The following is a 26233-nucleotide window of genomic DNA, read 5'->3' on the forward strand; positions in this document are numbered from 1 at the left end:
CCAAACTCGCGTTTCGGGTGAATGCACCGGTCCCTGTGATTCCGGCTACAGGGTGCGCGCGAGCGTTAGATTTGCTGCGTGACCCACTGGCGGCAGAACTCGGATCCGTTCCTCGCTCCCGATCTCGGCCGGTCCGCGCTGCTCGTCGTCGACACGCAGGTGGACTTCGTCGACGGCGGGACCGCCCCGATTCCCGGCACCTCCGCGGTGCTGCCCGCGATCGCGCGTCTCGTGGACGCCTACCGGGAGGCCTCGGCGCCGATCGTGCACGTCGTCCGGTTGTACGAGGGCGACGATGTCGACCTCTGCCGGCGCCGCGTGATCGCGGCCGGACTCGACATCGTCAGACCGGGCACCGCCGGCTCCCAGGTGGCGCCGGAGCTGGCGGTGCCGCCGCTCGACCCCGAGTCGCTCCTCGGCGGCGGCCTCCAGTCCGTCTCGCCCACCGAGCACATCCTGTTCAAACCCCGGTGGAGTTCGTTCTACCGCACCGAACTCGATGACCGCCTGCGCCAGTGGCGGGTCGACACCGTGGTGATCGCGGGATGCAACTATCCCAACTGCCCGCGCGCCACGATCTTCGACGCCAGCGAACGCGATTACAAGGTGCTCGTCGCAGCCGATGCGATCTCGGGCGTCGACGCGCGTCACCTGGAGGAGGCCGGGCGAATAGGGGTTCTCCACGCGGAGACCGACGAGATCGTCGAGGCGTTGCAGCCACCCGAGCTCGAGGTGATCAGCTGAGCGGCGGCGCCGAGGTCGCGTCCGGTGGCGCACCCCGCCTGCGCAGCTCCGCGCGCGCCCGCTCGATGCCGCCGTGCTCCAACGCGGCGAGTGGTGACTCGTCGGCCCAGACGAGCTCACCGCGACGGCGGACCGTGACACTCATCGAGCCCGCGAGGTGCTCGAGGGCACCGGGGATGTTGCGACGCTCGGCGGGGAGCGGAACCGGCAGCACGTGCGCCGCGCTCAGCGGGGAACCGCCCTCGATCTCGACGCTCCACGTGCGACCGCGGCCCCGCAGCGACCACCGATCGTCCGTGACATGCGCCCGGACGGGGGAGGTGACCGGGTTGCCGAGGCGGAACACCGTGCCGTCGGGCAGCGCGACGACGACGGCCGTGACCTCGGTGCGCAGCCCGCCCGCGGTGATTTCGCCGCCGGCGAACGCGACGCACGCCTGCCGGTCGGCGAAACCCTGAGCCTGGCCCCACCACCAGGAGTGGGGGAATCCGCCCTTGCCCCAATTTTTTTCGCCGTAGACCTGGGCGCCGTCGAGGTCTATCTCGGTGCCGCCCAGCACGGCCGTGCCCTCGGCGCGTCCGCCGAGCAGCCACGGGTGCCAGTACTGGTTCAGCGCGGGCACGGTCTGGAACACACTCGATCCGCCGAGCCTGCGCCGCGGCCACGGGACCTGGGCGCCGACCCGGACGTCGAGGCGGGCGTCCGGCCCGAGGTCCACCCGCACACGGTCGACGGACCCGCGGAAAGCGTCGCCCGCGAACGCGCCGAGTCCGGCAGGGTTGGCGTAGCCCTCCGGATGCGCGGCGGTCCGCAGGAACCGGGTGGGGTGACCGGCGAGACCGAGCGTCGCCCAGTGCCCGTCCGCGGCCCGGTTGATTCCCGCCAGCGCGATGACGACCTGTCCCGTCGCGGGCTGGGTGAACCGCCAGAAATAGCCTTCCATCGCGACGTCGTGCGCGGCGAGGACGTTGCCGAACGGCAGATCCGCTCCCGTGGCGCGGTATGCCCGCAGCAGACGCGGCATCGGTCAGCTTCCCGGCTGGGGGTGCAGCACCGCCTGCGACTGCGTCACCTGCGCCACGAGTCGATCCTCGTCGTCCCGCAGTTCGGTGACGACGGCGACCGTGGTTCGTCCGGCGTGCAGCGGCCGCGCCGTCGCGGTGACGGTGCCCTTGCGGACGCCGCGGGTGAACACCGTGCTCGAACTCGTGGTCGACGTGGATGCCCCCGCCGGAAGATTGAGAAACGCGCAGACCGCTCCGACACTGTCGGCGAGGGTCATCAGCGCCCCGCCGTGCATGCCGTTTCCCGCGGTCGTGCGGTGCTGTTCCCACTCGAGGTGCCCGACGACCTCTTCGGGCGCGGCCTTCGTGAGGCGGACCCCGGTATGCACGGCGAACGGCATGGTCGCGACGAGATCAGCGGGATCCATACCCGTGGATGCTAGGCGCGGAACCGAACCCGCGCAGGCGGTTCGCGGAGATACCCGGGCCGGCTGATCAGAGGGGCAGCGAAGACTCCGCGAGCCCGGCCGGTGCCCCGCGACGGCGGAACCATTCCTGACCGAACGCCGCCCGCAACTGCTCCTCGGGCATCTGCAGGAACGGGCCGAAATCCCCGATCTGGGTGGCGTGCGCGTGCATCGCGGCACGCTTGGCGTCCATGGCCGAGGTGACGTCCACGACCGTGGTGATCTCGGAGTCCGGCAGACCGAACGTGTCGAGGTCCGGTGGCTGGGCGTTCTCGGACCACTCCGGATTCGCGGCCATGAGCCGCCGGAGGTGGTCGCGGCTCACGGCGGCCTCGTAGACGTGCGGCACACCGGCCAGTTCGGCGGCCCGGATGCCCACGTGATGCACCTGGACATGATCGGGATGACCGTAGCCACCGTTGGGGTCGTAGATGGTGACCACGTCGGCGGATTCCTCGACGAGGATCGCGGCCAGCCGGGCAGCGGCCTCCTCGACGTCGACGTTGCAGAACGCGGCGGGGTTCTCGTTCTCCGGCGTTCCCGCCATCCCGGAATCCGCGTAGTGGAGCAGCACCACACGCTGGGCGCCGAGCAGCGACGTCGACTCCTCCAGCTCGCGGCGCCGACGTTCGGCGAGTGATTCGCCGTCGGTCAGGATTCCGTCGGGGGCCTCGCCGAGCGCCCCGTCCGTCGCGGTGACGACGACGACGCGATGACCGGCGTCGGCGGCCTGACGCATGACGCCGCCCGTGGTGAACACTTCGTCGTCGGGATGGGCGTGGAAACACACCAGGACACTCATGAGCGCAATACTTGCACGTGCTGGAAGTCGCGGCCACGATCTGTGAGGCTCGACGCGTGCTCGGTACCTATCGTCAGATCTTCGCCGCCCCCGGCTCCGCAGCGTTCTCCGCCGCAGGATTCGTTGCGCGGGTACCGATCGCCATGGTCGGCATCGGCATCGTCACGATGCTGTCCGAACTGCGCGGCGACTACGCACTGGCCGGTGCCCTCGCCGCGGTGTTCGCGCTGACCTACGCGTTCATCACGCCGGTCGTGTCCCGGGCGGTGGACCGGTACGGGCAGTCCCGTGTCCTTCCCGTCGCGTCGGGGATCAGCGTGACGTCCATCGCCGCGATGCTGTTGTGCGTCCGGTTCGGGACGCCCGACTGGGTGCTGTTCGTGTGGGCAGTTCCCGCCGGCTGCATGCCCACGATCGGTGCGATGGTGCGCGCCCGCTGGACCGAGCTGTACCGCGGAACGCCACTGCTGCGGACGGCGTTCGCGTTCGAGGCGGTGGTGGACGAGCTGTGCTTCATCGCGGGACCGGTGGTCTCCGTCGGATTGTCCGTCACGGTGTTCCCCGAGGCGGGACCGCTCGCGGGTCTCGTCCTGCTGGTGGTCGGCACGCTCGCGCTCGTCGCTCAGCGCGGCACCGAGCCCCCCGTGCATGCAGCAACGCACGACGGCCGCCCGTCCGTCGTCCGGACGCCCGCCGTGTGGATCCTCGTGGCGGTGATGGTGTCGATGGGCACGATCTTCGGTGTCATCGACGTCGGTGCCATCGCCTTCACCCGAAGCCACCACGCACCCGCCTCCGCCACCGTGGTGCTCGCCCTGTTCGCGGCGGGTTCCGCTGTGGCGGGCATCGTGTTCGGCGCGATCCGGGTGTCGGCGTCGCTCCGGAAACAGCTGATGGTCGCGGTCCTCGCGGTGGCAGTGCTGACGGTTCCACTCCTTCTGGCGGACAGCATTCCGGCGCTCGCCGTCGCCTACGCGGTAGCGGGGATGACGGTGGCGCCGATCATGATCGTCACGACCGGTCTCGTCGAGCAGATCGTGCCCGCGGCCGCGCTGACCGAGGGCATCACCTGGATCGTCACCGGGCTGGGTGTCGGCGTCGCCGTGGGATCGGCACTCGCGGGCCGGATGATCGACGAATTCGGCACGACGGCGGGTTACGCGGTGGCGGCGGTCGCCGCGCTGCTGGCCTCTATGGTGACCCCATGGCTATTCGTGAAACAGTCGGCGTCGACGGAACGCCCCTCGTCTACTCGGTGACCGGTGACCCCGACGCGCGGGCCCTGGTGCTTCTGCACGGTTGGGCGCAGTCCTCGAAGTGCTGGGGCCCCGGGGTGCTCGACGAACTCGCGGCCCGCTACCGCGTCATCGCCGTCGACCTTCGCGGACACGGCTACTCGGGTGCGCCCGACACCGGCTACGCCGACTCCGCGATCTGGGCCGGGGACGTCGACGCGGTACTCACGGCCGAAGGTGTCACGTCGGGCGCCGTGCTCCTCGGCTGGTCCTACGGCGGCCTCGTGATCTGCGACTACCTGGCGTCGCACGGCACGTCCGCCGTCGACGGTGTGGTCCTCGTCGGAGCCATCACCAGCATCGGTCGCGGGGAGGCAGGCGGCAAGGTCGGTGCCGCGATGCGCGCGGCGATCCCCAGCGCGATGTCCGAGGAACCGCGCGAGGCGATCCGCGCGCTGGGTGCATTCGGCAACGCGCTCACCGGACCGCCGGAAGGCAAGGGCGCACAGTCGCAGGCGCTGTTCGGGGCCAGCCTCACCACCCCGCCCCGGGTGCGGGCCGCCCTCTTCAATCGGTCCGCGAGCCACGACGACCTGCTCCGGTCCCTCGACGTGCCGGTGCTCGTCCTGCACGGCACCGAGGACTCCGTCGTCGATGTCTCGGCTGGTAGGCACGCTGCAGAACTGATCCCGCAGGCGCGGGCGTCGTTCTGGGAAGGCTGCGATCACGGACCGTTCGTGGAGGATCCCGAGAGGTTCGTGAAGGAGGTCGGCGAGTTCGTCGACAACCTCGGTTAAAGGGGCCGATCGGTGAGGGAGCACTATGGAGTGGTGACGCCCATGCACAACTCGCGCCCCCGCAGGGTGGCCGTTCTCTCGGTCCACACCTCACCACTGGCGCAGCCCGGTACCGGCGATGCGGGCGGCATGAACGTCTACGTGCTGCAGTCCGCCATCCAAATGGCGCGTCGCGGCGTCGAGGTGGAAATCTTCACCCGGGCCACGTCGTCCGCCGACGCACCGGTACAGGAAGCGGCGCCGGGGGTCCTCGTCCGGAACGTCGTAGCGGGCCCGTTCGAGGGGCTGGACAAGCAGGATCTGCCCACACAGCTCTGCGCGTTCGTCGCCGGGGTGCTCCGCGAGGAGGCCCGCCACGAACCGGGCTACTACAACGTGGTGCACTCGCACTACTGGTTGTCGGGGCAGGTCGGCTGGCTCGCCCGCGACCGCTGGGGTGTGCCGCTCGTGCACACCGCGCACACGCTCGCCGCGGTCAAGAATCTGTCGCTGGCCGACGGTGACACTCCCGAACCGGCCGCCCGCCAGATCGGCGAGCAGCAGGTGGTGGCCGAGTCCGACCGGCTCGTGGCCAACACCACCGAGGAATCCGATCAGCTGGTCCGCCATTACGGCGCCGACCCGAACCGGATCGACGTGGTGGCGCCCGGCGCAGATCTGACGCGGTACCGGCCGGGTGACCGGGCCGCCGCCCGGGCGAAGCTGGGACTCGACCCGCGCGAGACCGTCGTGACGTTCGTCGGACGCATCCAGCCGCTCAAGGCGCCCGACGTCCTGCTCCGCGCCGCCGCCGAACTGATCGCCCGAGACCCCGAATCGACACTGCGGGTGCTCGTGGTCGGCGGTCCGTCCGGTTCCGGGCTGGCCCGGCCGGACGCGTTGATCGAACTCGCGTCCTCGCTCGGCATCGCCGCGTGGGTGACATTCCTCCCGCCGCAGGCGCCCGATCGGCTCGTCGACGTGTACCGGGCCTCGGATCTCGTTGCGGTGCCGAGTTATTCGGAGTCGTTCGGGCTGGTGGCCATCGAGGCGCAGGCCTGTGGCACGCCGGTGATCGCCGCGAACGTGGGCGGTCTCGGCGTCGCCGTCCGGAACGGCGAGACCGGGCTGCTCGTGGACGGGCACCGCACCGAGGACTGGGCGGCGGCGTTGCAGTCGCTGGTCTCCGAACCCGGCAGGCTCGCCGCGCTGGCCGCCGAGGCGCCGCGTCACGCGGAGAATTTCTCCTGGGAACACACCGCCGACGGACTCCTCGAGAGTTATCGGATGGCGACCGTCAACTACAACTACGGACACGGCCCCAGCGAATTCTCACCGCGTCGCGGACGCGGACTGTGGAAGCTGCGCAGGGCCGGGGGAGTGCGCGCATGAGCGACCTGGCCGACGTGATCGAGTCCGCCCTGACCGAACGTGAGATGGACTTCACGAGGAAGGACTCGACGCACTTCATCGTCGAGTTGCCCGGCGAGCGCAAGCTCAAGACCACCACGCTCCTGACCGTCGGCAAGCACGGTCTGCGCGTCGAAGCGTTCGTCTGCCGCAAGCCCGACGAGAACTTCGAAGGCGTCTACAAGTACCTGCTGCGGCGCAATCGCCGGCTGTACTCGGTGGCGTACACGATCGACAAGATCGGTGACATCTACCTGGTCGGCCAGATCGCCGAGCACGCGGTGACCGCGGACGAACTGGACCGGATTCTCGGGCAGGTGCTCGAGGCGGCCGACGGCGACTTCAACACTCTCCTCGAACTCGGTTTCGCCGGTTCCATCAAGCGCGAGTGGGAGTGGCGCGTCTCACGCGGGGAGTCGCTGGCGAACCTGAAACCGTTCGAACATCTCATCGAGGACTCGCAGCCCTGAGTGCTGGTTGACCGCCCGCGGACGCGAAATACGCACGGGTAGAGTTGCGACGAGCTTGTGACTGTTGTCACAGGTTAGGTACATGTTTCCGATGTTCACAGAAACTTGTACCGACAACTGCTGCTGCAACACTTCGAGGGAGAGGCCCCAGTGAGCTTCAAGAGCCCGTTTCCGGACGTCGAGATTCCGAACCTCAGTGTCTACGATTTCCTTTTCGGTCAAGTCGACCCGGCCGATGGGGACCGGCCCGCGCTGATCGACGGTGCCTCCGGCGCGGTCACCACCTACCGGTCGCTCATCGCCCAGATCGACGGGGTCGCCGGGGCGTTGGCCGAGCGCGGTCTCGCCGTCGGCGAGGTGGTGGGTCTGCATTCGCCGAACGTTCCCGCGTTCGCGTCGGTGTTCCACGGGATCCTGCGGGCCGGGGGTGTCGCGACCACCATCAACGCCCTCTACACCGCGGAGGACATCGCCAAGCAGCTCACCGACTCGAAGGCGAAGTTCCTGTTCACCGTCTCCCCACTGCTGCCGCAGGCCAAGGATGCCGCGGCCCGCGTCGGGATCCCGGTAGAGAACGTGATCGTCCTCGACGGCGCCGACGGGCACCCGTCGCTGAAAGATCTGCTGGCCGAGGGCGCCCCCGCCCCGGAGGTGTCGTTCGATCCGGCGACCCAGCTGGCGGTGCTGCCGTACTCGTCCGGGACCACCGGCCGGCCCAAGGGGGTGATGCTCACGCACCGCAACCTGGTGGCGAATGTGTGTCAGATCAACCCGCGGATGGGCATCGGTGCCGACGATAAACTGCTCGCGGTGCTGCCGTTCTTCCACATCTACGGGATGACGGTGCTGCTGAACGCGGCCCTGTACAACCGGGCGAGCTTGGTGACGATGCCGAAGTTCGACCTGGTCGAATTCCTGAAGATCGTGTCCGGGCAGAAGTGCACGTATGTGTTCATCGCCCCGCCGGTCGCGGTGGCGTTGGCAAAGCATCCGCTGGTCGACGATTACGACCTGTCGAGCGTGCATTCGATCTTCTCCGGCGCCGCCCCGCTGGATCAGGAGCTGGGCAAGGCCGTCGCGAACCGGCTCGGGTGCCGGGTGCGGCAGGGCTACGGGATGTCGGAGATGAGCCCGGTCTCGCACGCGATCCCGTTCGACCGTGACGACATCGCCCTGGACTCGGTGGGTCCGTCGATCGCGAACATGGAGTGCAAGCTGGTCGACCCGGCCACCGGGGAGGAGGTCGCCTACCCGGCGGAGGGTGTCAGTGAGCCGGGTGAGTTGTGGTGCAAGGGCCCGAACATCATGGCCGGGTACCTCGGCAACGACGAGGCCACCGCGGAGACCCTGGATGCGGACGGGTACCTGCACACCGGGGACATCGCGACCGTCGACTCCGAAGGTGTGGTGACGATCGTGGACCGGATGAAGGAGCTCATCAAGTACAAGGGTTACCAGGTGCCGCCCGCCGAACTGGAGGCGTTGCTGTTGACGCACCCGCAGATCGCCGACGCCGCCGTCATCGGGGTTCTCGACGACGAGGGTGAGGAGGTGCCGAAGGCGTTCGTCGTCCGCCAGCAAGGCGCCGACCTGGACGAGGCTGCGGTCATCGCGTTCGTCGCCGAGAGGGTGTCGCCGCACAAGAAAGTCCGCAAGGTCGAGTTCATCGACCTGGTGCCGAAGTCCGCCGCGGGCAAGATCCTCCGCAAGGATCTCCGGGCAAGCGAGGCCGGCCGGAGCTGACGGCAGGGGTTCACGGCGCGAGGGTTCCGGGAGGCATGCCAGGATGAACGGCATGAGTACCGGAACCCTTGTGCTGCTCCGCCACGGCGAGAGCGAATGGAATGCGCTCAACTTGTTCACCGGCTGGGTGGACGTCCACCTGACCGATAAGGGCATCGCCGAGGGCAAGCGTGCCGGCGAATTGCTGCTCGAGCACAACCTGCTCCCCGACGTGCTGTACACGTCGCTGCTGCGCCGCGCGATCAGCACCGCCAACATCGCGCTCGACACCGCCGACCGGCACTGGATTCCCGTCACCCGCGACTGGCGTCTCAACGAGCGCCACTACGGTGCCCTGCAGGGACGCAACAAGGCGCAGGTCAAGGACAAGTACGGCGACGAGCAGTTCATGCTGTGGCGCCGCAGCTACGACACCCCGCCGCCGCCGATCGAGGCCGGCAGCGAGTACAGCCAGGACACCGATCCCCGCTACGCGAACCTCGATGAGGTCCCACTGACGGAGTGCCTGAAGGACGTCGTCGTCCGCCTGATCCCGTACTGGGAAGACACCATCTCCGCCGACCTGAAGGCGGGCAAGACCGTGCTGATCACCGCGCACGGCAACTCGCTGCGCGCCCTCGTCAAGCACCTCGACGGAATCTCCGACGAGGACATCGCGGGCCTGAACATCCCGACGGGCATCCCGCTGCGCTACGACCTGGACGAGAACCTGAAGCCGCTCAACCCCGGTGGCACGTACCTCGACCCCGAGGCCGCTGCCGCGGGCGCCGCCGCGGTCGCGAACCAGGGCGGGAAGTAACCCGTGCGACCGGCCGGACGTCGCGTTCGCGGGACGTCCGGCCAACGGCAGGTTAACTGCGGACGAAGACTCCGGTTGCCGCGTGTGACGTGTGCGGAAATGCCCGGTCCCGGCGTAACCGGCCCGCCGCACGAACGTACGATTCAGGCGTGAGTGTTGTTCAGGCCGTCTTGCTTGCCATCGTGGGCGGCTTCGTCGGTTACCTCGTCGGTGGCGTGCTGATCCCCATGCTGTCCACCCGGCAGGCGCAGCGCATGGAAGAGCAGTCCGGGCTCACGATGTCGCAGGTGCTCGACCTGATCGTGCTGGCGTCCGAGAGCGGCATCGCCGTGGTCGACCAGTTCCACGACGTCGTCCTGTTCAACCCCCGCGCGGAGGAGCTGGGCTTGGTGCGGAACCGGCTCGTCGACGACCGGGCGTGGGTGGCGGCGCTCCGGGTCCTCGAGACCGGCGAACCCGTCGAGGTCGACCTGAGTACCAAGAACCCGCAGCGCGGACGCGATCGGATCGCGGTGCGCGGCACCGCACGTCTGCTCAGCAAGGAAGATCACAACTTCGTGGTCCTGTTCGCCGACGACGACTCCGAGCAGGTGCGGATGGAGGCGACCCGCCGCGACTTCGTCGCCAACGTCAGCCACGAGCTCAAGACCCCGGTCGGCGCGATGGGTCTGCTGGCGGAGGCACTCCTCGAATCGGCGGACGACCCCGATTCGGTCCGGCACTTCGGCGAACGCGTGCTCAGTGAATCCGTGCGGCTCGGCAAGATGGTCACCGAACTGATCGCGCTGTCGCGGCTGCAGGGCGCCGAGAAACTGCCCGACCTCGAGGCCGTCTCGGTCGACGAGGTGGTGGACGAGGCGCTGCAGCGTTGCAGGATCTCCGCGGAAGCCGCCGGCATCGCCGTCACGACGGACCACAACAGCGGCTACGAAGTGCTCGGCGACCGCGCCCTCCTCGTCACAGCGCTGTCCAACCTGGTGCAGAACGCCATCGCCTATTCGCCGAAGGGCACCCCCGTCTCGGTGAGCCGGTCGATCCGCGGCGACAACGTGGCGATCTCGGTGACCGACCGCGGCGAAGGCATCGCCAAGGCCGACCAGGAGCGCGTGTTCGAACGCTTCTTCCGCGTCGACAAGGCGCGGGCCCGCGCGACCGGCGGAACGGGACTCGGCCTCGCGATCGTCAAACACGTGGCCGCCAACCACAACGGATCGATCGACCTGTGGAGCAAGCCCGGAACAGGTTCGACGTTTACCCTGCAGATTCCTGCACACATCGAGACAGTGGACGCCGAGGGCGGAAACGTCGGGAAGAGAGAAACCGGTATGGAGGCCAAGCGATGACAAGTGTGCTGATCGTGGAAGACGAGGAGTCACTGGCCGACCCATTGGCATTCCTGTTACGCAAGGAAGGATTCGAGACGACGATCGTGGGCGACGGACCGTCCGCGCTCGCCGAGTTCGACCGGGCCGGTGCCGACATCGTCCTCCTCGACCTCATGCTGCCCGGCATGAGCGGCACGGACGTCTGCAAGCAGCTCCGCAGCCGGTCCGGTGTCCCCGTCATCATGGTGACGGCACGGGACAGCGAGATCGACAAGGTGGTGGGCCTCGAACTCGGCGCCGACGACTACGTGACCAAGCCGTACTCGGCGCGGGAACTGATCGCCCGCATCCGCGCGGTGCTGCGCCGCGGCGTCGACAGCGAACTCGACGTCGCACAGGACTCGGCCGTCCTCGAGGCGGGACCGGTCCGGATGGACGTCGAACGTCACGTGGTCCAGGTGAACGGCGAGGCCGTCACGCTGCCGCTCAAGGAGTTCGACCTCCTCGAGTACCTGCTGCGGAACTCGGGCCGGGTGCTCACCCGCGGGCAGCTGATCGACCGGGTGTGGGGCGCGGACTATGTCGGCGACACCAAGACCCTCGACGTGCACGTCAAGCGTCTGCGCTCGAAGATCGAGACCGACCCGGCCAAGCCGGAGCATCTCGTCACCGTCCGCGGCCTGGGCTACAAACTGGAGGCGTGAGCGGACGCCGATCCGCCACAGTTGCAAACGAATTCGTCAGCCGCGCAGGAAATTGCCTGTGCGGCTGACGAATTCGTGGGCGTGTCAGAACGGGTTGTACACGTAGACGCCGCGAAACGGCGCCGAGATGATCTGCGTGATGGCGTGCTCGCGACCCTGGTCGTCGAACTGCCTGCAGTAGACCGCGACGTAGTGTCCGTCGCCCTTGCACTCGATGACCCGACCGGTGCCGTACGGGCTCAGCACAATTGCCCGGTCACCCTTGTCGCCGAAGGCACCCGGATCGAACGGTGCGACGAAGTTGGCCGTCTTGTCGTAGAAGGTGTTCCAGTCCGGGGTCGGCTGGGCGGACGCGGTCGGCGCGAGGGCGAGCGTCGCGGCGGCGGTCAACAGGGCACCGGTCAGAATTCGAGCGAACATGATCTCTCCTGTCATGGCTGTGCCCGGAATGGGGCCGTGACGGGTAAATCGACCGGTGGGTCTGATGCGTTACTCGGCAGCCTTCTTCTGCGCCGCGGCGGTGGCGGGATGGACGGCGACGAGGCCGAGGCCGGCCCTGCGTTTGCACATCTTCGCCAGCTCCGAGTACGCGGCCTTGCCGAGCAGTTCCGTCAGCTCGGGTGCGTACGACTGCCAGACGGCCTTGGCGCCCACGTGGGCGTCGGGGGAGCCCGAGCAGTACCAGTCCAGGTCCGAGCCGCCCTCGCCCCAGCCGCGCCGGTCGTACTCGCTGATGGTGGTCTTGAGGATCTGCTCGCCGTCCGGGCGTTCGACCCACTCCTGAGTGCGGCGGATCGGGAGCTGCCAGCACACGTCGGGCTTGACCTCGAGTGGTTCGATTCCGCGCTTGAGTGCCATCGAGTGGAGCGCGCAACCGACGCCGCCCTCGAAGCCGGGGCGGTTCAGGAAGATGCAGGCGCCCTGATACCGGCGGGTGCGCAGCGCGGGCTCGTCCTCGAGGTCGTCCTCCTCGACGTAACCCTTCTTGCCGAGACCCTTCTCCATGAACTGCCAGTCCGCGGGTGTGAGCATCTTCACTGACCGGTTCAGCTTCTCCAGGTCCTCCTCGTCGGAGAGGAACGCGCCGTGGGAACAGCAGCCGTCGTCGGGCCTGTCGCCGATGATGCCCTGGCAGGCGGGGGTGCCGAACACGCAGGTCCAGTGCGAGAGCAGCCACGTCATGTCCGCGGCGATGATGTGCTCGGCGTTGTCGGGATCGGGAAACTCGACCCATTCACGAGCGAAGTCGAGGGGTACTTCCGGGCTGGGCGTCATCTTGTGTGAACGCCCTGCTTTACGTGCTGTCACAAAGCCCGACGGTAGACCCAGTACCGTGTCAATGTGCGACTAGGGGTACTCGACGTCGGAAGCAACACCGTCCATCTTCTCGTAGTGGACGCCCACAGGGGCGGCCACCCCACACCGATGAGTTCGACCAAGTCGACTCTGCGGTTGGCGGAGAACACCGACGACCGGGGTGACATCACCCCCCAGGGTGCGGATCGCCTGGTATCGACGGTGTCAGACTTCGCCAGCATCGCGAAGACGTCGGGGTGCGGTGAGCTCATGGCGTTCGCCACCTCCGCCGTGCGCGACGCCAACAATTCGGACGCCGTGCTCGAGCGAGTGCACACCGAGACCGGGGTGGCACTCGAGGTTCTGTCGGGTGTCGACGAGGCCCGGCTGACGTTCCTCGCTGTGCGCCGCTGGTTCGGGTGGAGCGCGGGCCGCATCCTGAACCTCGACATCGGAGGCGGATCCCTCGAGCTGACGGCGGGTGGTGACGAGGACCCGGACGTCGCGCTGTCGCTGCAACTCGGCGCGGGACGGCTCACCCGGGACTGGCTCGAAGCCGACCCGCCGGGCAAGCGTCGGGTGGCCGTGCTGAGGGATTGGCTGGACGCCGAACTGACCGTCCCGTCCAAGGAACTGCGCGCGGCGGGGCAGTGGGATCGGGCCGTCGGCACGTCCAAGACGTTCCGCTCGCTGGCCCGGCTGACGGGCGCGGCACCCTCCGGCGCGGGCCCGCGGGTCAAGCGCACCCTCACCGCCAGCGGTCTCAGGCAACTCATAGCTTTCATTTCGCGGATGACGGCCTCGGACCGTGCAGAATTGGAAGGGGTGAGCTCCGACAGGTCGCAGCAGATCGTGGCCGGAGCACTCGTTGCGGAGGCCAGCATGAGAGCACTGGGCGTGGAAGAACTGGAAATCTGCCCCTGGGCTCTGCGTGAGGGTTTGATCCTTCGCAAGCTCGATACGGAAATGGGCGGTGAATTGATGGTGGGTGCTCGATGACCGAGGACAGTCAGCAGATCTCTGTTTCAGAGCTGCTCAAACGCAACGGACAGCAGGTGGAGTCCCGGGGCGGGCGGCGTCGTCGCGGCGTCAAGGGGGGAATCTCCGTTGCCGAGCTGACCGGCGAAATTCCGGTAGTTCGGGATCCGTCCGATTCGCGGGCACTCGAACCCGAACCCGAACCGGAATCTGCCGCGCCCGAGCCGCCGCGCACCACCGCACCGGCGGCGCCGTCCGTGCGTGCAGACGGGCGCACCGCAGTATTCAAGGCTCCCGTCGACGACGAAGACGATGACGACGAGCCCATCGCCAGTCGCCCCGCCGGTCGTGGCCGCGGAGTGGTGTCGGGTGGGACGTCGCGTGATCACCAGGGAACCTGGGTCAGCCGCTCCGTCCAGAAGGAACGGCCGGCGCCCGAGGCCGCCGCGCCCGCACCGGCGCCCACCGTGGCCGCCCCGGCCGTGAAGAAGCCGGAGCCCGCGCCGACCGTCGCCGCTCCCCGCGTGAAGCCGGCGCCGAAGCCCGACACCCCGGCCAAGGCCGAACCGGCGGCGAAGACCGCAGCGCCTGCCAAGCCCGCCGCGCCTGCCAAGCCCGAGGTGCCGGCGAAAACGGAGGCGCCGGTGAAAACCGGAACCGCAACGAAGGCCGGTCCCGCAGCGCCGACGAACGGCGCGTCGAAGTTCGTCGAGACGCCGAAGCCCGAGGCTCCCGCCAAGGCGAAGCCCGAACCCGCGCTGCTGTCCGGCTCGACTCTGGCCGGTGACCTGATGCGGCAGTCCCGGGACTCGGACGCGGCGAACGCGGGCGAGGAGACGGACCTCATCGAGGCCGCCACCGACGACGCGGACACCGAGAAGCGCGAGGGCGACGCGCAGAAGCCCGAGAGCCCTCGCCGTTCCCGCAAGGAGGCGAAGGCAGAGAAGGCCGAGACCGCGAAAGCGGAGAAGGCGGGCAAGCAGGACGAGGCAGGCGAGAACTCCACCCGCGAGTGGGCCGTCCTCATCGGTCAGGGCGTCGTAGCCGTGATCGCCGGGGCCCTGCTCTTCAAGGGTTTCGAGAAGCTGTGGGACGTCTTTCCGTGGGTCGCGCTGATTCTGGCGCTGCTCGTCATCGTGGGACTGGTCGCGATGGTCCGCATCCTGCGTCGCACCGACGACATCACCAGCTTCGTGATCGCCGTCGTGGTCGGGATGATCGTCACTCTGGGGCCGTTAGCCTTCATGCTTGCGTCGGGCTGAGTTGCTCATGGTCGGGGACAGTGGGCACGGGCAGGTTCGACCGTCACCGCGCGGGCGGAAGGTACTGGTGGGCCTGTCGACGGCCTCGGTGTACCCGGAGAACACGGAGGCTGCGTTCCGGTATGCGGCCGATCTGGGATACGACGGCGTCGAACTGATGGTGTGGGCCGAATCGGTCAGCCAGGACATCGGGGCCGTTGCCGGGCTGGTGCGCAGGTACGCGATTCCGGTCCAGGCGATCCACGCGCCGTGCCTGCTCATCTCGCAGCGGGTGTGGGGTGCCGACCCGGTCGCGAAGCTGGAGCGTTCCGTCCGCACCGCCGAGTCGCTCGGGGCGACGAGTGTTGTGGTGCACCCCCCGTTCCGCTGGCAGCGCCGGTACGCCGAGGGATTCGCCGATCAGGTGGCCGAACTGGAACAGCGCAGCGATGTGGTCGTCGCGGTGGAGAACATGTTCCCGATGCGGGCGGACGGTTTCTTCGGCAGCAAGGAGAGGTCCGCGCAGCGGCTCCGGAAGCGGGGCGGACCGGGGGCGGCGCTGTCGGCGTTCAGCCCGTCCTACGACCCCACCGATTCGGGACACGCCCACTACACCCTGGATCTGTCCCACACGGCCACGGCCGGAATGGACGCGATGAAGCTGGCGGAGCGTATGGGGGAGGGCCTCGCGCATCTTCACCTCGCCGACGGTCGGGGCGCGTCGATGGACGAGCACCTGATCCCCGGCCACGGCGCCCAGCCGTGCGCGCAGTTGTGCCGTCATCTCGTCGACACCGGATTCGACGGGCAGGCGGTGATCGAGATCAACACGCAGAACGCCCGGACACAGCGGGAACGGTCCTCGATGCTCGCGCAGGCGCTGGCGTTCGCCCGGGAGCACCTCGAACCGGGTCGCGCCGCCTCGGGGTCGCCCCGCAGCCACTCCGGTGGCGATCACGACGACACCTGAGATATCTGCCGCGTCACTGCTGCGGTAGGCTCGTCGCCATATTGGATAGTTTTAGTATCTAGCGGTGGGGTATCCGAGGTCGAGAGTCGACGAGCCGAAGGAGGGGCCGTGCGCGTTTCCGAGTTGGTCGCCCGTACCGGCGTTCCGCTCGCGACGGTGAAGTACTACCTGCGCGAAGGTCTGCTGATGCCGGGCGAGGCGACGAGCGCCACCCAGGCCCGGTACGGCGAGAAGCACGTCGAGCGGCTGGGCCTCGTCAAGGCGCTGGCCGGAGCCGGACTCCCGATTCCGCGCATCCGGGAGATCCTCCGGCTCGTCGACCATCCCCACGGCTCGCTGTTCGAGGTGCTCGGCGAGGCCATCGCGCAACTCCCGCCCTACCTCGACGCCTCCGCCGACGACACGGACGAGTTCCCGCGGGCACGCGCCGTCCTCGACAGGCTCGGGCAGGTGTACGACCCGCGGTACGTCGCGGTCGGCCAGCTCGAACGCGCGCTCGAGGGGCTCGAAGAAGCAGGCATCCCGATGACCGAGGAGCGGCTCGAGGCCTACGGGCGGCACGTGCGCGGAATCGCCGAGATCGACATCGGACTCATGCCCACCGAATCGGCCGAGGACGCGATCCGCTACGCGGTGCTCGGCACGGCCATCTACGAGCCGGTGATCGCCGCGATGCGCCGCCTCGCACACCAGGACGTCGCGCAGAAGCGTCTCCGGAACCCCGAAGAACAGGATCAGCAGTGAGCTCAACTCCCTTCCGCGACCTCAACGTCCTCACCGCTGCCGGTGACGGGACCTATCAGGCGTCGATCGACCCGATCTGGACGATCGGCCCCAAGGTGCACGGCGGTTCGATGATGTCGCTCTGCGCGGCCGCGGCCCGCAGGCGACTGCTAGACGAGAACGGCGACGCCGAGCTGTCCCGGGTGCAGCCCCTCGCGGTCGGTGCCAACTACCTGTCCGCTCCCGATCCCGGCGAGGTGACACTGTCGACGACGCTGCGCAAGCAGGGCAAGCAGGTGTCGTTCGTCGACGTGGAGCTGATGCAGGGCGACCGCGTGGCCGTGCACGCGTCGGTCACGCTCGGCGTCCCCGACGTGGGGGAGCCGCAGTACAACGGCGACCACGCCCTGTCCCAGCTCCCGGTGGAACCGCCCGCCGATGCCGTCGTGCTCACGGCCGACCATCCGATGGGGCAGATCGTCCACGTGTCGCAGGGCTGCGACATGCGGGTCGACGGGACGTCAGCGCACTTCCTGACCGGCAACCAGGGCGAACCCGAGGTGCGCATGTGGGTGCGACCGCGCGCGGGCGACGAGGACGATCCCTACACGGCGGCCCTGTTCGCAATCATGACCGGAGACATCAGCGCCCCCGTGACGATGAACCGCGGCATGTTCGGCTGGGCGCCCACGGTGCAGCTGACCACCTACCTGCGCAGGCAGCCGGCACCGGGGTGGCTGCGCGTGATGGCCAGCAGCACGGTGCTCGGCGACGCGTGGTTCGAGGAGGACCACACCGTCCTCGACTCCACCGGGGCGATCGTCGTGCAGAGCCGGCAATTGGCGATGATCCCCCGCTAGGAAGGCGCCGCAGAGCGTCGTGGCAGGCTGTTCGGCATGACGAGAATTGCGGTAATCGGAGGCGGCAAGATCGGCGAGGCCCTCATCTCGGGGCTTCTGCAGGCAGGTCACGCCGTCAAGGATCTGGTGGTGGCCGAGCAGCATCCGGCGCGCGCCGACGAGCTGGCCGCGGCGTACTCGGTGCGCGTCACCACTCCCTCCGACGCCGCCGAAGGCGCCGACGTCATCGTGATGGCCGTCAAGCCGGGCGACGTCGAGGCCGCGCTCACCGAGGTGTCCAAGGTGGAACTCGACGGCGAGCGCGAGCAGTTGCTCGTGTCGCTCGCCGCCGGTATCCCCACCGCCTTCTACGAGACGAGACTGCCCGCCGGGTTCCCGGTGGTCCGGGTCATGCCCAACACGCCCATGCTGGTCGGTGAGGGCGTCAGCGTGCTCGCACCCGGCAGGCACGTGAAGAAGGAGCACCTCGAACTGGTGCGCGGCGTCCTGTCGTCGGTCGGCAAGGTCGTCGTCGTCCCCGAATCGCAGATCGATGCCGTCACCGCCGTCTCCGGCTCCGGTCCGGCCTATTTCTTCCTGGTAGCCGAGGCCATGATCGAGGCGGGCGTCGGGCTCGGACTGACCCGGGCGACCGCATCCGAACTGGTCGTGCAGACCATGGTCGGCTCCGCAGCAATGCTCGACAGGTCGGGGGAGAGCGCAACCGAACTTCGTGCCGCCGTGACTTCGCCCGGCGGAACCACCGCGGCGGCGATCCGCCAGCTGGAAGGAAACGGGCTCCGAACAGCTTTTTTCGACGCTCTCGAAGCCGCGAAGATTCGTTCCGCCGAACTCGGCACGTCAACCGAATGAATATTCGATTGCCCACACCCGTCGCAGTAACCCCATCCGTCCCGCTAAGCTCGAAGTAGCACGTGCGTGTCTGTTCCGCCGGAGGGGAAGCCGGCGGCGCGAGACGTGCCGGAGGTAAGTGGTTGATGACGTCTGCAAAAAAGCCATCCAAGGGCTCGGCCCCGGACGGACAACCGGCACTGGCCGGAACGCAATTTCTCACCGTCGCCGAGGTAGCGACGCTGATGAGAGTGTCCAAGATGACTGTGTATCGGTTGGTGCACAGCGGCGAACTGCCCGCCGTCCGTGTGGGCCGCTCGTTCAGAGTGCATGCGAAAGCAGTGCACGACTACCTCGAAACCTCGTACTTCGACGCCGGTTGACCGATCGGCACGAAGAGGGTCACCTCGGTTTCGCCGGTTGCGGTGCGACCTAGTTTTCAGAGAGAGGACCCGCACCGGTACGATTAGCGACTGTCGTACCAGCCAGCTGGTGTCGTAAGGCGCTGAGCTAGTTAAAACGAGGCCCAGGCGCCAGAGCGGCGCAGGCGTACGTGACCGGCGTGCGCAGGAACGCTAGAGAAGAACGTGAGGGACACCCGCTATGGGTTCAGTGATCAAGAAGCGACGCAAGCGCATGTCGAAGAAGAAGCACCGCAAGCTGCTTCGCCGCACCCGAGTGCAGCGCAGGAAACTCGGTAAGTAAAGAGTTGCGTCTGGATGCCCGTCACCTCCGGTGGCGGGCATCCGTCGTTTCGCCGACCCCTCCGCGTATTGGGCGGCCGACCAATTGTCGTTGTGCGGAGCGCCATCCCCCTCCTGCACGTATCGTTGACGTCACTCGCTACGTGATCGGGGGTCCTAGTGGTTGTGAGTGACGGAGACAGTACTACGCGAACGGCGGTGCCGCGCGTCGTGCTGGTCACCGGGGCAAGCAGGTTTCTGGGTGGGTACCTGGTCACCCGGCTCGCTCAGAATCCGGACATCGAGCGGGTCATCGCGGTGGACGCGGTGTCGCCGAGCAAGGACATGCTGCGCCGCATGGGCCGCGCCGAGTTCGTGCGCGCCGACATCCGGAATCCCTTGATCGGCAAGGTCATTCGCAACGCCGAGGTCGACACCGTGGTGCACGCGTCGACGCTGGCGCGCCCGCCGAAGTCGGGCAGTCGCGCGGCCATGAAGGACATGAACGTCATCGGCGCGATGCAGTTGTTCGCCGTCTGCCAGAAGGCGCCGACGGTCCGGAAGGTCGTGCTGCGCTCGGCCTCCGTGGTGTACGGCTGCAGCGCCAAGGACCCGGCCAAGTTCACCGAGGAAATGAGTGCCCGGCGGCGTCCCGCGGGCGCCTACGCACGGGACTGCATCGAGATCGAAGGATATCTGCGCGGAATGGGGCGCAGGCGCCCCGACATCGCCGTGTCGATTCTCCGCCTCGCACCGCTGGTCGGGCCCCGCCTCAACGCGACCGTCGCGCAGTACCTCACCTCACCGGTGGTGCCGACCATTCTCGGACGCGACGCACGCCTGCAGGTGCTGCACGAGGAGGACGCGCTCGCCGCACTGGAACGGGCCACGGTGTGGGGTCCGGCGGGCACGTTCAACGTCGCCGGCGACGGCGTGGTCATGATGTCCCAGGCCATCCGTCGCGCCGGGCGGATCGAGGTCCCGATGCCGTTCGGGTTGTTCCGCAACGTCGGACGTGCGCTGATGGGTCCGGTGATGCGGTCGTACACCACCGAGCAACTCGAGTACTTCCACTTCGGTTGCGGACTCGACACCACCCGCATGCGAAGCGAACTATCCTTCGAGCCACGGTGGACCTCGATGCAGGCGCTCGACGACTTCGCTCGCGCGGCAGGCGTCAAGCCGATCATCAAGAACGAATGGGTCGACGCAGCAGAAAACGCACTACTCGCTCTTACCGGCACGGCGAAAGGAGAGAGGTGAACGAAGTGGCGAAGGTCATTCCGTTGCACGGTGCGACAGCCGCGCGCGGGGCCGCTATCGGACGTTCGAGGCGTGAGCAGAGCGAGAGCCGACATCCGTCCGCGATGCCTCCACCCCCCGTGATCACCCCACCCGAGCCCGTCACCGAGTCCTCGGCCGTCGACGCCGTCCGCAACGCCCTGGCCGAGCAGATCGTCAACACCGCCGAGTTCGTGCGCCGCCGGCTGTCGGGTGACTATCACGTCGACGACTTCGGCTACGACCCGCACTTCGCCGAGAACGTGTGGCTCCCGATCCTGCGGCCGCTGTTCGACAAGTGGTTCCGCGTCGAGGTCAGCGGTCTGGAGAACATCCCGTCGACCGGTGGCGCGCTGGTGGTCGCCAACCATGCCGGTGTCCTGCCCATCGACGGTCTGATGACGTCCGTTGCCGTCCACGACCATCACCCCGCGCATCGCCCGCTGCGGATGCTGGCCGCCGATCTGGCCTTCGAGATGCCGCTGGTCGGCGGTGTCGCCCGCAAGGCCGGGCACACCCTCGCGTGCCACCCGGACGCCGTGCGCCTCCTGCAGGACGGGGAGGTCGCGGCCGTGTTCCCCGAAGGTTTCAAGGGCATCGGCAAACCGTTCAGCGAACGCTACAAGCTGCAGCGGTTCGGCCGCGGCGGTTTCGTGTCCGCCGCCATGCGGACCGGTGCGCCCATCATTCCGTGCTCGATCGTCGGGTCCGAGGAGATCTACCCGAAGATCGGCGAACTGGGGACGCTCGCCCGGCTGCTGGGGATGCCGTACTTCCCGGTGACCCCGCTGTTCCCGCACTTCGGACCGCTCGGCCTCGTTCCGCTGCCGTCGAAGTGGTACATCGAGTTCGGCAAGCCGATCGTCACCGACACCTACGACGTGGCGGCGGCCGACGATCCGATGGAACTGTTCGAGGTCACCGACCACGTCCGGGAGACCATCCAGCAGACGCTCTACCGGCTCCTCGCGAAGCGCCGCAACGTGTTCCTCGGCTGAATCGCTGAACCGGCGGCTCAGGCCGCCTGTTCGCGGCGGCGCGCGACGATCGCGGCGAGTGCGCCGCCGGCAGCGCCGAGGAGCAGCGCCGTGGGGACGCCGATCTTGGCAGCCTTGCGTCCGGTCCGGAAGTCGCGGATCTCCCAGCCCCGGTTCTTGGCGAGCTCGCGCAGATCGGTGTCGGGGTTGATCGCGACGGCCGTGCCGACGAGCGACAGCATCGGTACGTCGTTGTGACTGTCCGAGTACGCGGTGCAGCGCTTGAGATTGAGCCCCTCGCGGACGGCCAGGGCGCGCACGGCGTGCGCCTTGCCGAGGCCGTGCAGGATGTCGCCGACCAGACGCCCTGTGAACATCCCGTCCTCGCTCTCGGCCACCGTGCCGAGGGCCCCCGTGAGGCCGAGGCGTTTCGCGATGACCTGGGCCAGCTCCACCGGGGTCGCGGTGACGAGCCACACCTGCTGACCGGCGTCGAGGTGCATCTGCGCCAGTGCGCGGGTGCCGGGCCAGATCTTGTCGGCGATCACCTCGTCATAGATCTCCTCACCGAGCCGGGCGAGCTCGGCCGTCGACCGTCCGGAGACGAAGGAGAGGGCCTTCTCCCGGCCGGAGGCGACGTCGTCGCTGCTCTCCTTGCCGGTGATGCGGAACTTGATCTGCTTCCACGCGAAGTCCACGAGGTCGGACGTCTTCAGGTACTTGCGGGCCGCGAGTCCGCGGGCGAAGTGGATGATCGAGGCGCCCTGGACCATCGTGTTGTCGACGTCGAAGAACGCGGCCGCCGTGAGGTCGAGAGGAACGTCGTGTTCCACCACCTCGGTATCCTCGCCGGACGCGACGTGAAGTGCGAGGGCCGCATCGGCACTCGCCTCACCTGCGACGTTGGCACGTACCTCGGCTTCGCTGGGTCCCAGCGGATTCCTGAACTGGCGTCGGCCCGGGAGGATGATCCCCGCCAGACCTGAACCGAAACCCGTGCCGTTCGGTAGTGATCGCGCAGGCACTCGCACCTCCCGTATCGCAGAAGCCTCTGGGAGCAGCCTATCCCCCGAATCGGGGACGGGGCGGGTGGATGGCCGTGCAGGGGGGACTGTGTGACGTTCATCTCCGAGTCGATTGGCGTCTGTGGACCCCGAAACGGCACAGTGACTCCACCGGACCCGTCGAAAGGAAGTGGCGAGGCATGAGCACGGACGGACACGAGGTGACGCTTCTCACGAGGGCGGGGTGCGGTGCGTGCGCGCCGGCCCGCGAGCGGCTGCTGGTGGTGTGCGAGGAGTTCGGGCTGGAACTGACGTGCATAGACGTCGACGAGGCGGCGGCCACGGACCCCGAATTGCGGGCCGAATTCGGCGACCGATTGCCGGTGGTATTGCTCGACGGACGTGAGCACAGTTACTGGGAGGTCGACGAAGAGCGCCTTCGCTCGGATTTACGCAAGTAAGGGAACCCTAAAAGGGGGATCTTCCGATGCCGTGCAGGTAGGACCGCATGTCGCGCAGTCGCAGCGACTTTGTGCATGGGTTCACAAGCAGTTACCGTGGTGTGAACAATTCCCCGGAGCATCGTGAAGAACGGCATCGAATGCCGGTCGGACGAGGAGCCAACGACGTGACCGAAACGCACCAGACGCATGGGTCTGTGGCCCCTGGCGTCACGGGGGCGGTCGGGCAGTCTGTGGTCGGGTCTCCGGCCCCCTCGGTCGCCGGCGCGGCTCCGCTCCCCGAATCGCGGGACATCCCCCAGGCTACGGTGACGCGCCTCGCGACGTACCTGCGGGTCCTCGGAGTGCTGACGGAACGCGGCACGATCATCGTCTCGAGCGAAGAACTCGCCGCCGCTTCCGGTGTCGGTTCCGCGAAGCTCCGCAAGGACCTTTCCTTCCTGGGGCCGAACGGTGTGCGCGGCGTCGGCTACGACGTGACGCGCCTGCGGGCCCGCATCGAGCGAGCACTCGGCCTGGACCGCGGACACAAGGTGGTGCTCGTCGGCGTCGGAAACCTCGGCCAGGCGCTCGCCGGCTACGGCGGCTTCGGCCGTCGCGGGTTCTCCATGGTCGGACTGTTCGACAGCGACCCGGCGCGGGTCGGTGCGCCGGTGGGCGACCTCACCGTGCGGCACGTCGACGAACTCGAACAGGCCTGCGCCGAACTCGAGGCCACCATCGGTGTCATCTCGACGCCCGACGAGGCGGCGCAGGAAGTCGCCGACCGTCTGGTGCGCGCCGGACTGCGCTGCATCCTCAGCTTCTCCCCGACTTCGCTCGACGTCCCCGATCACGTCGAGATGCGCCGCGTCGACCTCGCGGTCGAAATGCAGGTCCTCTCGTTCAACAGCGCACGCAACACGGAATCGGTCCCCACCGCTCCCCGCGTCCGCATCGGACATTCGGCTGTCCCGTCCACCGCACCAAGAAACGGATCAGTGATCGCGCCGTGAGTGTTCTGCTTGTCGGGGTCTCGCACAGGACGGCCCCGGTGCCGGTTCTCGAGCGGGTAGCTGTCACCGACACCGATCGCCCGAAGCTGACGGACAAGCTTCTGGCGTCGTCGCACATCTCGGAGGCGATGATCGTCTCCACCTGCAACCGGGTGGAGATCTACGCCGTCGTCGATGCGTTCCACGGTGCGCTGTCCGAGGTCGGCGAATTGCTTGCCGACCACTCCGGGCTGGATCTCACCGATCTGCACCGGCACGCGTACGTCCGCTACAGCGAGGCTGCGGCGGAGCACCTGTTCGCCGTGGCCAGCGGCCTCGACTCGATGGTGATCGGCGAGCAGCAGATCCTGGGGCAGATCAGGACCGCCTACGCGTCTTCCGACGCCCAGCAGGCCGCGGGCCGCACGCTGCACGAACTCGCGCAGCAGGCGCTGCGCGTCGGCAAGCGGGTGCACTCGGAGACGGGCATCGACTCGGCGGGCGCGTCCGTCGTGTCCGTGGCCCTCGACCGGGCTGCCGGCATCGTCGGCGACGGCGGACTGGCCGGACGCACCGCCGTCGTGGTCGGCGCCGGATCCATGGGTGGCCTGTCGGTCGCGCACCTCACGCGTGCCGGGATCGGCCGCATCGTCGTCGTGAATCGCACCAAGGAGCGTGCGGAGCACCTCGCCGACACCGCCCGGTCCAACGGTGTGGAGGCGGATGCCCTCGAGCTGAGTGAACTCCCGGCCGCGATGGCCCAGGCGGACGTCCTCGTGACCTGTACCGGCGCGGTCGGCGCCGTCGTCACGCTCGCGGACACCCACCGGGCGCTGGTACAGCCCGGCCGCGACGCCGAACGCCCCCTCGTCATCTGCGACCTCGGACTGCCCCGCGACGTGGAGCCCGCCGTGTCGGGCCTGCCCGGGGTCACCGTCCTCGACATGGAATCGCTGCAGCGCGATCCCGCCGCAGGCGCCGCCGCATCCGACGCCGACGCCGCCCGGACGATCGTCGCCGCCGAACTCGCCAACTACCTCGCCGGCCAGCGGCTGGCGGAGGTCACGCCGACCGTCACCGCCCTGCGCCAGCGCGCCGCGGACGTGGTCGAGGCGGAGCTGATGCGCCTGGATTCGCGTCTGCCCGGACTCGACGACCCCGAGCGCGACGAGGTCGCACGCACCGTGCGGCGAGTGGTCGACAAACTCCTCCACGCTCCCACGGTCAGGGTGAAGCAGCTCGCCTCCGCACCCGGTGGCGACTCCTACGCCGCCGCCCTGCGTGAGCTGTTCGAACTCAGCCCCGGGTCCGTCGAGGCCGTCGCCAAGCCCACCGACCTCGGCGGCGCCACCGACCTGAGCGCCATCGACATCACGGATGGCTTCATCGCCGGCCAGGACCCGCGCCTGCGCCGCTTCGTCACAGACGACAACCATGGGAAGGAATCGCAGGCATGAGCGCCGTCGGCACCCGTACGCTGCGGATCGGAACCCGTGGGAGTGAGCTCGCGACCACCCAGGCCGGAACCGTGCGTGACGCACTGATCTCGGCCGGGCACGACGCCGAGCTCGTCATCATCAAGACCAAGGGCGACCAGTCCATGGAATCGGTGGAGAAGATCGGAGTCGGCGTCTTCACCGCCGAACTCCGGGAAGCGCTCGCCGACGGACGCGTCGACGTGGCCGTCCACTCCTACAAGGACCTGCCGACCGCCCCCGACGAACGGTTCACCATTGCCGCCATCCCGCCGCGCGAGGATCCCCGCGACGCGCTCGTGGCCCGCGACGGACTGGTACTCGGTGAACTGCCCGCCGGTTCGAAGGTCGGCACGTCCGCACCGCGGCGCACGTCGCAGCTCCGGGCGCTGGGCCTCGGCCTCGACATCCGCCCGCTGCGCGGCAACCTGCAGCGGCGCCTCGGCAAGGTCGAGTCCGGCGAACTCGACGCGGTCGTCCTCGCCCGAGCGGGCCTGGCGCGGATCGGACGACTGGACCTGATCACCGAGTCCATCGAACCGGTCCAGATGCTGCCCGCACCCGCGCAGGGCGCGCTCGCCGTCGAATGCCTGTCGGCGAACACAGCGCTCGTCGCGATCCTGTCGGAGCTCGACGACCCGAACAGCCGCGCAGCCGTCACGGCGGAACGCGCACTGCTCGCCGAGCTCGAGGCCGGCTGCACCGCGCCCGTCGGCGCCATCGCCGAGGTCGTCGAATCACTCGACGACGACGGCCGCATCTTCGACGAACTGTCCGTCCGGGGCTGCGCCGCAGCCATCGACGGTTCCGACGTCATACGCACGGGGGCCGTGGGCTCCCCGGAGAACGCCGAAGAACTCGGCCGCTCCGTCGCGCGCGAGCTTCTCGAGCTCGGTGCGCGGGAGCTGATGAATGTCACCGAGGCCGGTGATGCCGATGTTTGATGTGCGAAGGCCGACTGATCGGCCGATCCGCTTCCTGTACCCATCTCGACACATGA

At 68.4% G+C, this 26233-nt stretch carries 29 protein-coding genes; 23 read left to right on the forward strand and 6 right to left on the reverse strand.

What is annotated here, in order from left to right; genetic code table 11:
• Nucleotides 1-78 precede the first annotated feature (78 nt).
• Nucleotides 79-744, forward strand: coding sequence for a cysteine hydrolase family protein (locus GO592_RS04150; RefSeq protein WP_007300730.1), 666 nt, complete (start codon nucleotides 79-81; stop codon nucleotides 742-744).
• On the opposite strand, the gene GO592_RS04155 is transcribed toward GO592_RS04150, so the two are convergent.
• The 3 genes from GO592_RS04155 to GO592_RS04165 all read right to left on the reverse strand — a co-directional run bounded on the left by GO592_RS04155 (nucleotide 737) and on the right by GO592_RS04165 (nucleotide 3017).
• A complete protein-coding gene (locus GO592_RS04155) occupies nucleotides 737-1768 on the reverse strand; it encodes a tocopherol cyclase family protein (RefSeq protein ID WP_007300731.1) in 1032 nt (343 codons plus the stop codon). The genes GO592_RS04150 and GO592_RS04155 overlap by 8 nt on opposite strands.
• A 3-nt stretch (nucleotides 1769-1771) precedes the next feature.
• Nucleotides 1772-2176 (reverse strand): PaaI family thioesterase, encoded by a 405-nt coding sequence (locus tag GO592_RS04160; protein ID WP_005251933.1) that lies wholly within the window; start codon nucleotides 2174-2176, stop codon nucleotides 1772-1774.
• A 67-nt stretch (nucleotides 2177-2243) separates the two neighbouring features.
• The gene (locus GO592_RS04165) at nucleotides 2244-3017 is read right to left on the reverse strand and encodes a PIG-L family deacetylase (protein WP_007300732.1); all 774 of its coding nucleotides are present in this window, start codon (nucleotides 3015-3017) and stop codon (nucleotides 2244-2246) included.
• 56 nt (nucleotides 3018-3073) lie between these two features.
• Between GO592_RS04165 and GO592_RS04170 the strand changes: the two genes are divergently transcribed.
• The 8 genes from GO592_RS04170 to GO592_RS04205 all read left to right on the forward strand — a co-directional run bounded on the left by GO592_RS04170 (nucleotide 3074) and on the right by GO592_RS04205 (nucleotide 11479).
• On the forward strand, nucleotides 3074-4276 hold the full coding sequence (locus GO592_RS04170; RefSeq protein ID WP_039952857.1) for an MFS transporter: 1203 nt from the start codon (nucleotides 3074-3076) through the stop codon (nucleotides 4274-4276).
• Nucleotides 4222-5049 carry an alpha/beta fold hydrolase gene (locus GO592_RS04175; RefSeq protein ID WP_039952858.1) on the forward strand — a complete coding sequence of 276 codons (828 nt, stop codon included), beginning with the start codon at nucleotides 4222-4224 and terminating at the stop codon, nucleotides 5047-5049. The genes GO592_RS04170 and GO592_RS04175 overlap by 55 nt, the downstream gene beginning before the upstream one ends.
• 12 nt (nucleotides 5050-5061) lie before the next feature.
• Entirely contained in the window at nucleotides 5062-6420 is a 1359-nt protein-coding gene (gene mshA, locus GO592_RS04180; protein WP_193385511.1) for a D-inositol-3-phosphate glycosyltransferase, read from the forward strand.
• On the forward strand, nucleotides 6417-6908 hold the full coding sequence (locus GO592_RS04185) for a YbjN domain-containing protein (RefSeq protein ID WP_005258397.1): 492 nt from the start codon (nucleotides 6417-6419) through the stop codon (nucleotides 6906-6908). Before mshA ends, GO592_RS04185 begins: the two co-directional genes overlap by 4 nt.
• Nucleotides 6909-7058: 150 nt before the next feature.
• On the forward strand, nucleotides 7059-8651 hold the full coding sequence (locus tag GO592_RS04190) for an AMP-binding protein (RefSeq protein WP_007300736.1): 1593 nt from the start codon (nucleotides 7059-7061) through the stop codon (nucleotides 8649-8651).
• 43 nt (nucleotides 8652-8694) lie between these two features.
• Entirely contained in the window at nucleotides 8695-9450 is a 756-nt protein-coding gene (locus tag GO592_RS04195) for a phosphoglyceromutase (protein WP_169692668.1), read from the forward strand.
• Between the two features lie 149 nt (nucleotides 9451-9599).
• Entirely contained in the window at nucleotides 9600-10793 is a 1194-nt protein-coding gene (locus tag GO592_RS04200; RefSeq protein ID WP_007300737.1) for a sensor histidine kinase, read from the forward strand.
• On the forward strand, nucleotides 10790-11479 hold the full coding sequence (locus GO592_RS04205; RefSeq protein WP_005251956.1) for a response regulator transcription factor: 690 nt from the start codon (nucleotides 10790-10792) through the stop codon (nucleotides 11477-11479). The genes GO592_RS04200 and GO592_RS04205 overlap by 4 nt, the downstream gene beginning before the upstream one ends.
• A gap of 84 nt (nucleotides 11480-11563) precedes the next feature.
• Here GO592_RS04205 and GO592_RS04210 read toward each other — a convergent pair whose 3' ends face one another.
• Together GO592_RS04210 and GO592_RS04215 are read right to left on the reverse strand one after the other, a co-directional pair.
• Nucleotides 11564-11899, reverse strand: coding sequence for a hypothetical protein (locus tag GO592_RS04210; protein ID WP_005258391.1), 336 nt, complete (start codon nucleotides 11897-11899; stop codon nucleotides 11564-11566).
• A 69-nt stretch (nucleotides 11900-11968) separates the two neighbouring features.
• On the reverse strand, nucleotides 11969-12754 hold the full coding sequence (locus GO592_RS04215; RefSeq protein WP_007300738.1) for a hypothetical protein: 786 nt from the start codon (nucleotides 12752-12754) through the stop codon (nucleotides 11969-11971).
• 66 nt (nucleotides 12755-12820) lie between these two features.
• Here GO592_RS04215 and GO592_RS04220 point away from each other — a divergent pair, with 66 nt between their 5' ends.
• The 10 genes from GO592_RS04220 (at nucleotide 12821) to GO592_RS04265 (ending at nucleotide 21340) form a co-directional block, all read left to right on the forward strand.
• Complete coding sequence (locus GO592_RS04220; RefSeq protein ID WP_037204265.1) at nucleotides 12821-13774, forward strand: Ppx/GppA phosphatase family protein; 954 nt, start codon at nucleotides 12821-12823, stop codon at nucleotides 13772-13774.
• Nucleotides 13771-15015 (forward strand): hypothetical protein, encoded by a 1245-nt coding sequence (locus GO592_RS04225; RefSeq protein ID WP_007300739.1) that lies wholly within the window; start codon nucleotides 13771-13773, stop codon nucleotides 15013-15015. The genes GO592_RS04220 and GO592_RS04225 overlap by 4 nt, the downstream gene beginning before the upstream one ends.
• A 7-nt stretch (nucleotides 15016-15022) precedes the next feature.
• The gene (locus GO592_RS04230) at nucleotides 15023-15964 is read left to right on the forward strand and encodes a sugar phosphate isomerase/epimerase family protein (protein WP_050998705.1); all 942 of its coding nucleotides are present in this window, start codon (nucleotides 15023-15025) and stop codon (nucleotides 15962-15964) included.
• Nucleotides 15965-16072: 108 nt separating this feature from the next.
• Nucleotides 16073-16708: a MerR family transcriptional regulator gene (locus GO592_RS04235; RefSeq protein WP_007300741.1), complete on the forward strand. Its 636-nt coding sequence runs from the start codon at nucleotides 16073-16075 to the stop codon at nucleotides 16706-16708.
• Complete coding sequence (locus GO592_RS04240) at nucleotides 16705-17547, forward strand: thioesterase family protein (protein WP_007300742.1); 843 nt, start codon at nucleotides 16705-16707, stop codon at nucleotides 17545-17547. The genes GO592_RS04235 and GO592_RS04240 overlap by 4 nt, the downstream gene beginning before the upstream one ends.
• 36 nt (nucleotides 17548-17583) lie before the next feature.
• Nucleotides 17584-18399 (forward strand): pyrroline-5-carboxylate reductase, encoded by an 816-nt coding sequence (proC, locus tag GO592_RS04245; RefSeq protein ID WP_007300743.1) that lies wholly within the window; start codon nucleotides 17584-17586, stop codon nucleotides 18397-18399.
• A 125-nt stretch (nucleotides 18400-18524) separates the two neighbouring features.
• Nucleotides 18525-18761: a helix-turn-helix domain-containing protein gene (locus GO592_RS04250; protein WP_005258384.1), complete on the forward strand. Its 237-nt coding sequence runs from the start codon at nucleotides 18525-18527 to the stop codon at nucleotides 18759-18761.
• Between the two features lie 220 nt (nucleotides 18762-18981).
• On the forward strand, nucleotides 18982-19083 hold the full coding sequence (locus tag GO592_RS04255; RefSeq protein WP_003402602.1) for a 30S ribosomal protein bS22: 102 nt from the start codon (nucleotides 18982-18984) through the stop codon (nucleotides 19081-19083).
• A 197-nt stretch (nucleotides 19084-19280) separates the two neighbouring features.
• Complete coding sequence (locus GO592_RS04260; protein ID WP_007300744.1) at nucleotides 19281-20324, forward strand: NAD-dependent epimerase/dehydratase family protein; 1044 nt, start codon at nucleotides 19281-19283, stop codon at nucleotides 20322-20324.
• Entirely contained in the window at nucleotides 20321-21340 is a 1020-nt protein-coding gene (locus tag GO592_RS04265) for a lysophospholipid acyltransferase family protein (protein ID WP_007300745.1), read from the forward strand. The genes GO592_RS04260 and GO592_RS04265 overlap by 4 nt, the downstream gene beginning before the upstream one ends.
• A 17-nt stretch (nucleotides 21341-21357) precedes the next feature.
• Here the strand turns inward: GO592_RS04265 and GO592_RS04270 are convergent, their stop codons facing one another.
• Nucleotides 21358-22344 carry an HAD family hydrolase gene (locus GO592_RS04270; RefSeq protein ID WP_005258382.1) on the reverse strand — a complete coding sequence of 329 codons (987 nt, stop codon included), beginning with the start codon at nucleotides 22342-22344 and terminating at the stop codon, nucleotides 21358-21360.
• Nucleotides 22345-22523: 179 nt separating this feature from the next.
• Between GO592_RS04270 and GO592_RS04275 the strand changes: the two genes are divergently transcribed.
• The 4 genes from GO592_RS04275 to hemC all read left to right on the forward strand — a co-directional run bounded on the left by GO592_RS04275 (nucleotide 22524) and on the right by hemC (nucleotide 26177).
• A complete protein-coding gene (locus GO592_RS04275; protein WP_005258381.1) occupies nucleotides 22524-22784 on the forward strand; it encodes a glutaredoxin family protein in 261 nt (86 codons plus the stop codon).
• A 140-nt stretch (nucleotides 22785-22924) separates the two neighbouring features.
• Entirely contained in the window at nucleotides 22925-23779 is an 855-nt protein-coding gene (locus GO592_RS04280) for a redox-sensing transcriptional repressor Rex (RefSeq protein ID WP_007300746.1), read from the forward strand.
• A complete protein-coding gene (locus GO592_RS04285; RefSeq protein WP_007300747.1) occupies nucleotides 23776-25215 on the forward strand; it encodes a glutamyl-tRNA reductase in 1440 nt (479 codons plus the stop codon). Before GO592_RS04280 ends, GO592_RS04285 begins: the two co-directional genes overlap by 4 nt.
• Nucleotides 25212-26177 (forward strand): hydroxymethylbilane synthase, encoded by a 966-nt coding sequence (gene hemC, locus GO592_RS04290; RefSeq protein ID WP_007300748.1) that lies wholly within the window; start codon nucleotides 25212-25214, stop codon nucleotides 26175-26177. Before GO592_RS04285 ends, hemC begins: the two co-directional genes overlap by 4 nt.
• Nucleotides 26178-26233: the final 56 nt, after the last annotated feature.

This window comes from Rhodococcus sp. 21391, assembly GCF_016772255.1.
In the GTDB taxonomy this organism is placed as follows: domain Bacteria; phylum Actinomycetota; class Actinomycetes; order Mycobacteriales; family Mycobacteriaceae; genus Rhodococcus_F; species Rhodococcus_F opacus.

Coding starts and splice junctions, on each gene's coding strand:
- GO592_RS04155 (WP_007300731.1), bottom strand. CDS start 1,768: ATGCCGCGTCTGCTGCGGGCATACCGCGCCACGGGAGCGGATCTGCCG.
- GO592_RS04160 (WP_005251933.1), bottom strand. CDS start 2,176: ATGGATCCCGCTGATCTCGTCGCGACCATGCCGTTCGCCGTGCATACC.
- GO592_RS04165 (WP_007300732.1), bottom strand. CDS start 3,017: ATGAGTGTCCTGGTGTGTTTCCACGCCCATCCCGACGACGAAGTGTTC.
- GO592_RS04175 (WP_039952858.1), top strand. CDS start 4,222: ATGGCTATTCGTGAAACAGTCGGCGTCGACGGAACGCCCCTCGTCTAC.
- GO592_RS04185 (WP_005258397.1), top strand. CDS start 6,417: ATGAGCGACCTGGCCGACGTGATCGAGTCCGCCCTGACCGAACGTGAG.
- GO592_RS04195 (WP_169692668.1), top strand. CDS start 8,695: ATGAACGGCATGAGTACCGGAACCCTTGTGCTGCTCCGCCACGGCGAG.
- GO592_RS04205 (WP_005251956.1), top strand. CDS start 10,790: ATGACAAGTGTGCTGATCGTGGAAGACGAGGAGTCACTGGCCGACCCA.
- GO592_RS04210 (WP_005258391.1), bottom strand. CDS start 11,899: ATGTTCGCTCGAATTCTGACCGGTGCCCTGTTGACCGCCGCCGCGACG.
- GO592_RS04215 (WP_007300738.1), bottom strand. CDS start 12,754: ATGACGCCCAGCCCGGAAGTACCCCTCGACTTCGCTCGTGAATGGGTC.
- GO592_RS04225 (WP_007300739.1), top strand. CDS start 13,771: ATGACCGAGGACAGTCAGCAGATCTCTGTTTCAGAGCTGCTCAAACGC.
- GO592_RS04230 (WP_050998705.1), top strand. CDS start 15,023: ATGGTCGGGGACAGTGGGCACGGGCAGGTTCGACCGTCACCGCGCGGG.
- proC (WP_007300743.1), top strand. CDS start 17,584: ATGACGAGAATTGCGGTAATCGGAGGCGGCAAGATCGGCGAGGCCCTC.
- GO592_RS04250 (WP_005258384.1), top strand. CDS start 18,525: ATGACGTCTGCAAAAAAGCCATCCAAGGGCTCGGCCCCGGACGGACAA.
- GO592_RS04255 (WP_003402602.1), top strand. CDS start 18,982: ATGGGTTCAGTGATCAAGAAGCGACGCAAGCGCATGTCGAAGAAGAAG.
- GO592_RS04275 (WP_005258381.1), top strand. CDS start 22,524: ATGAGCACGGACGGACACGAGGTGACGCTTCTCACGAGGGCGGGGTGC.
- GO592_RS04280 (WP_007300746.1), top strand. CDS start 22,925: ATGCCGGTCGGACGAGGAGCCAACGACGTGACCGAAACGCACCAGACG.
- hemC (WP_007300748.1), top strand. CDS start 25,212: ATGAGCGCCGTCGGCACCCGTACGCTGCGGATCGGAACCCGTGGGAGT.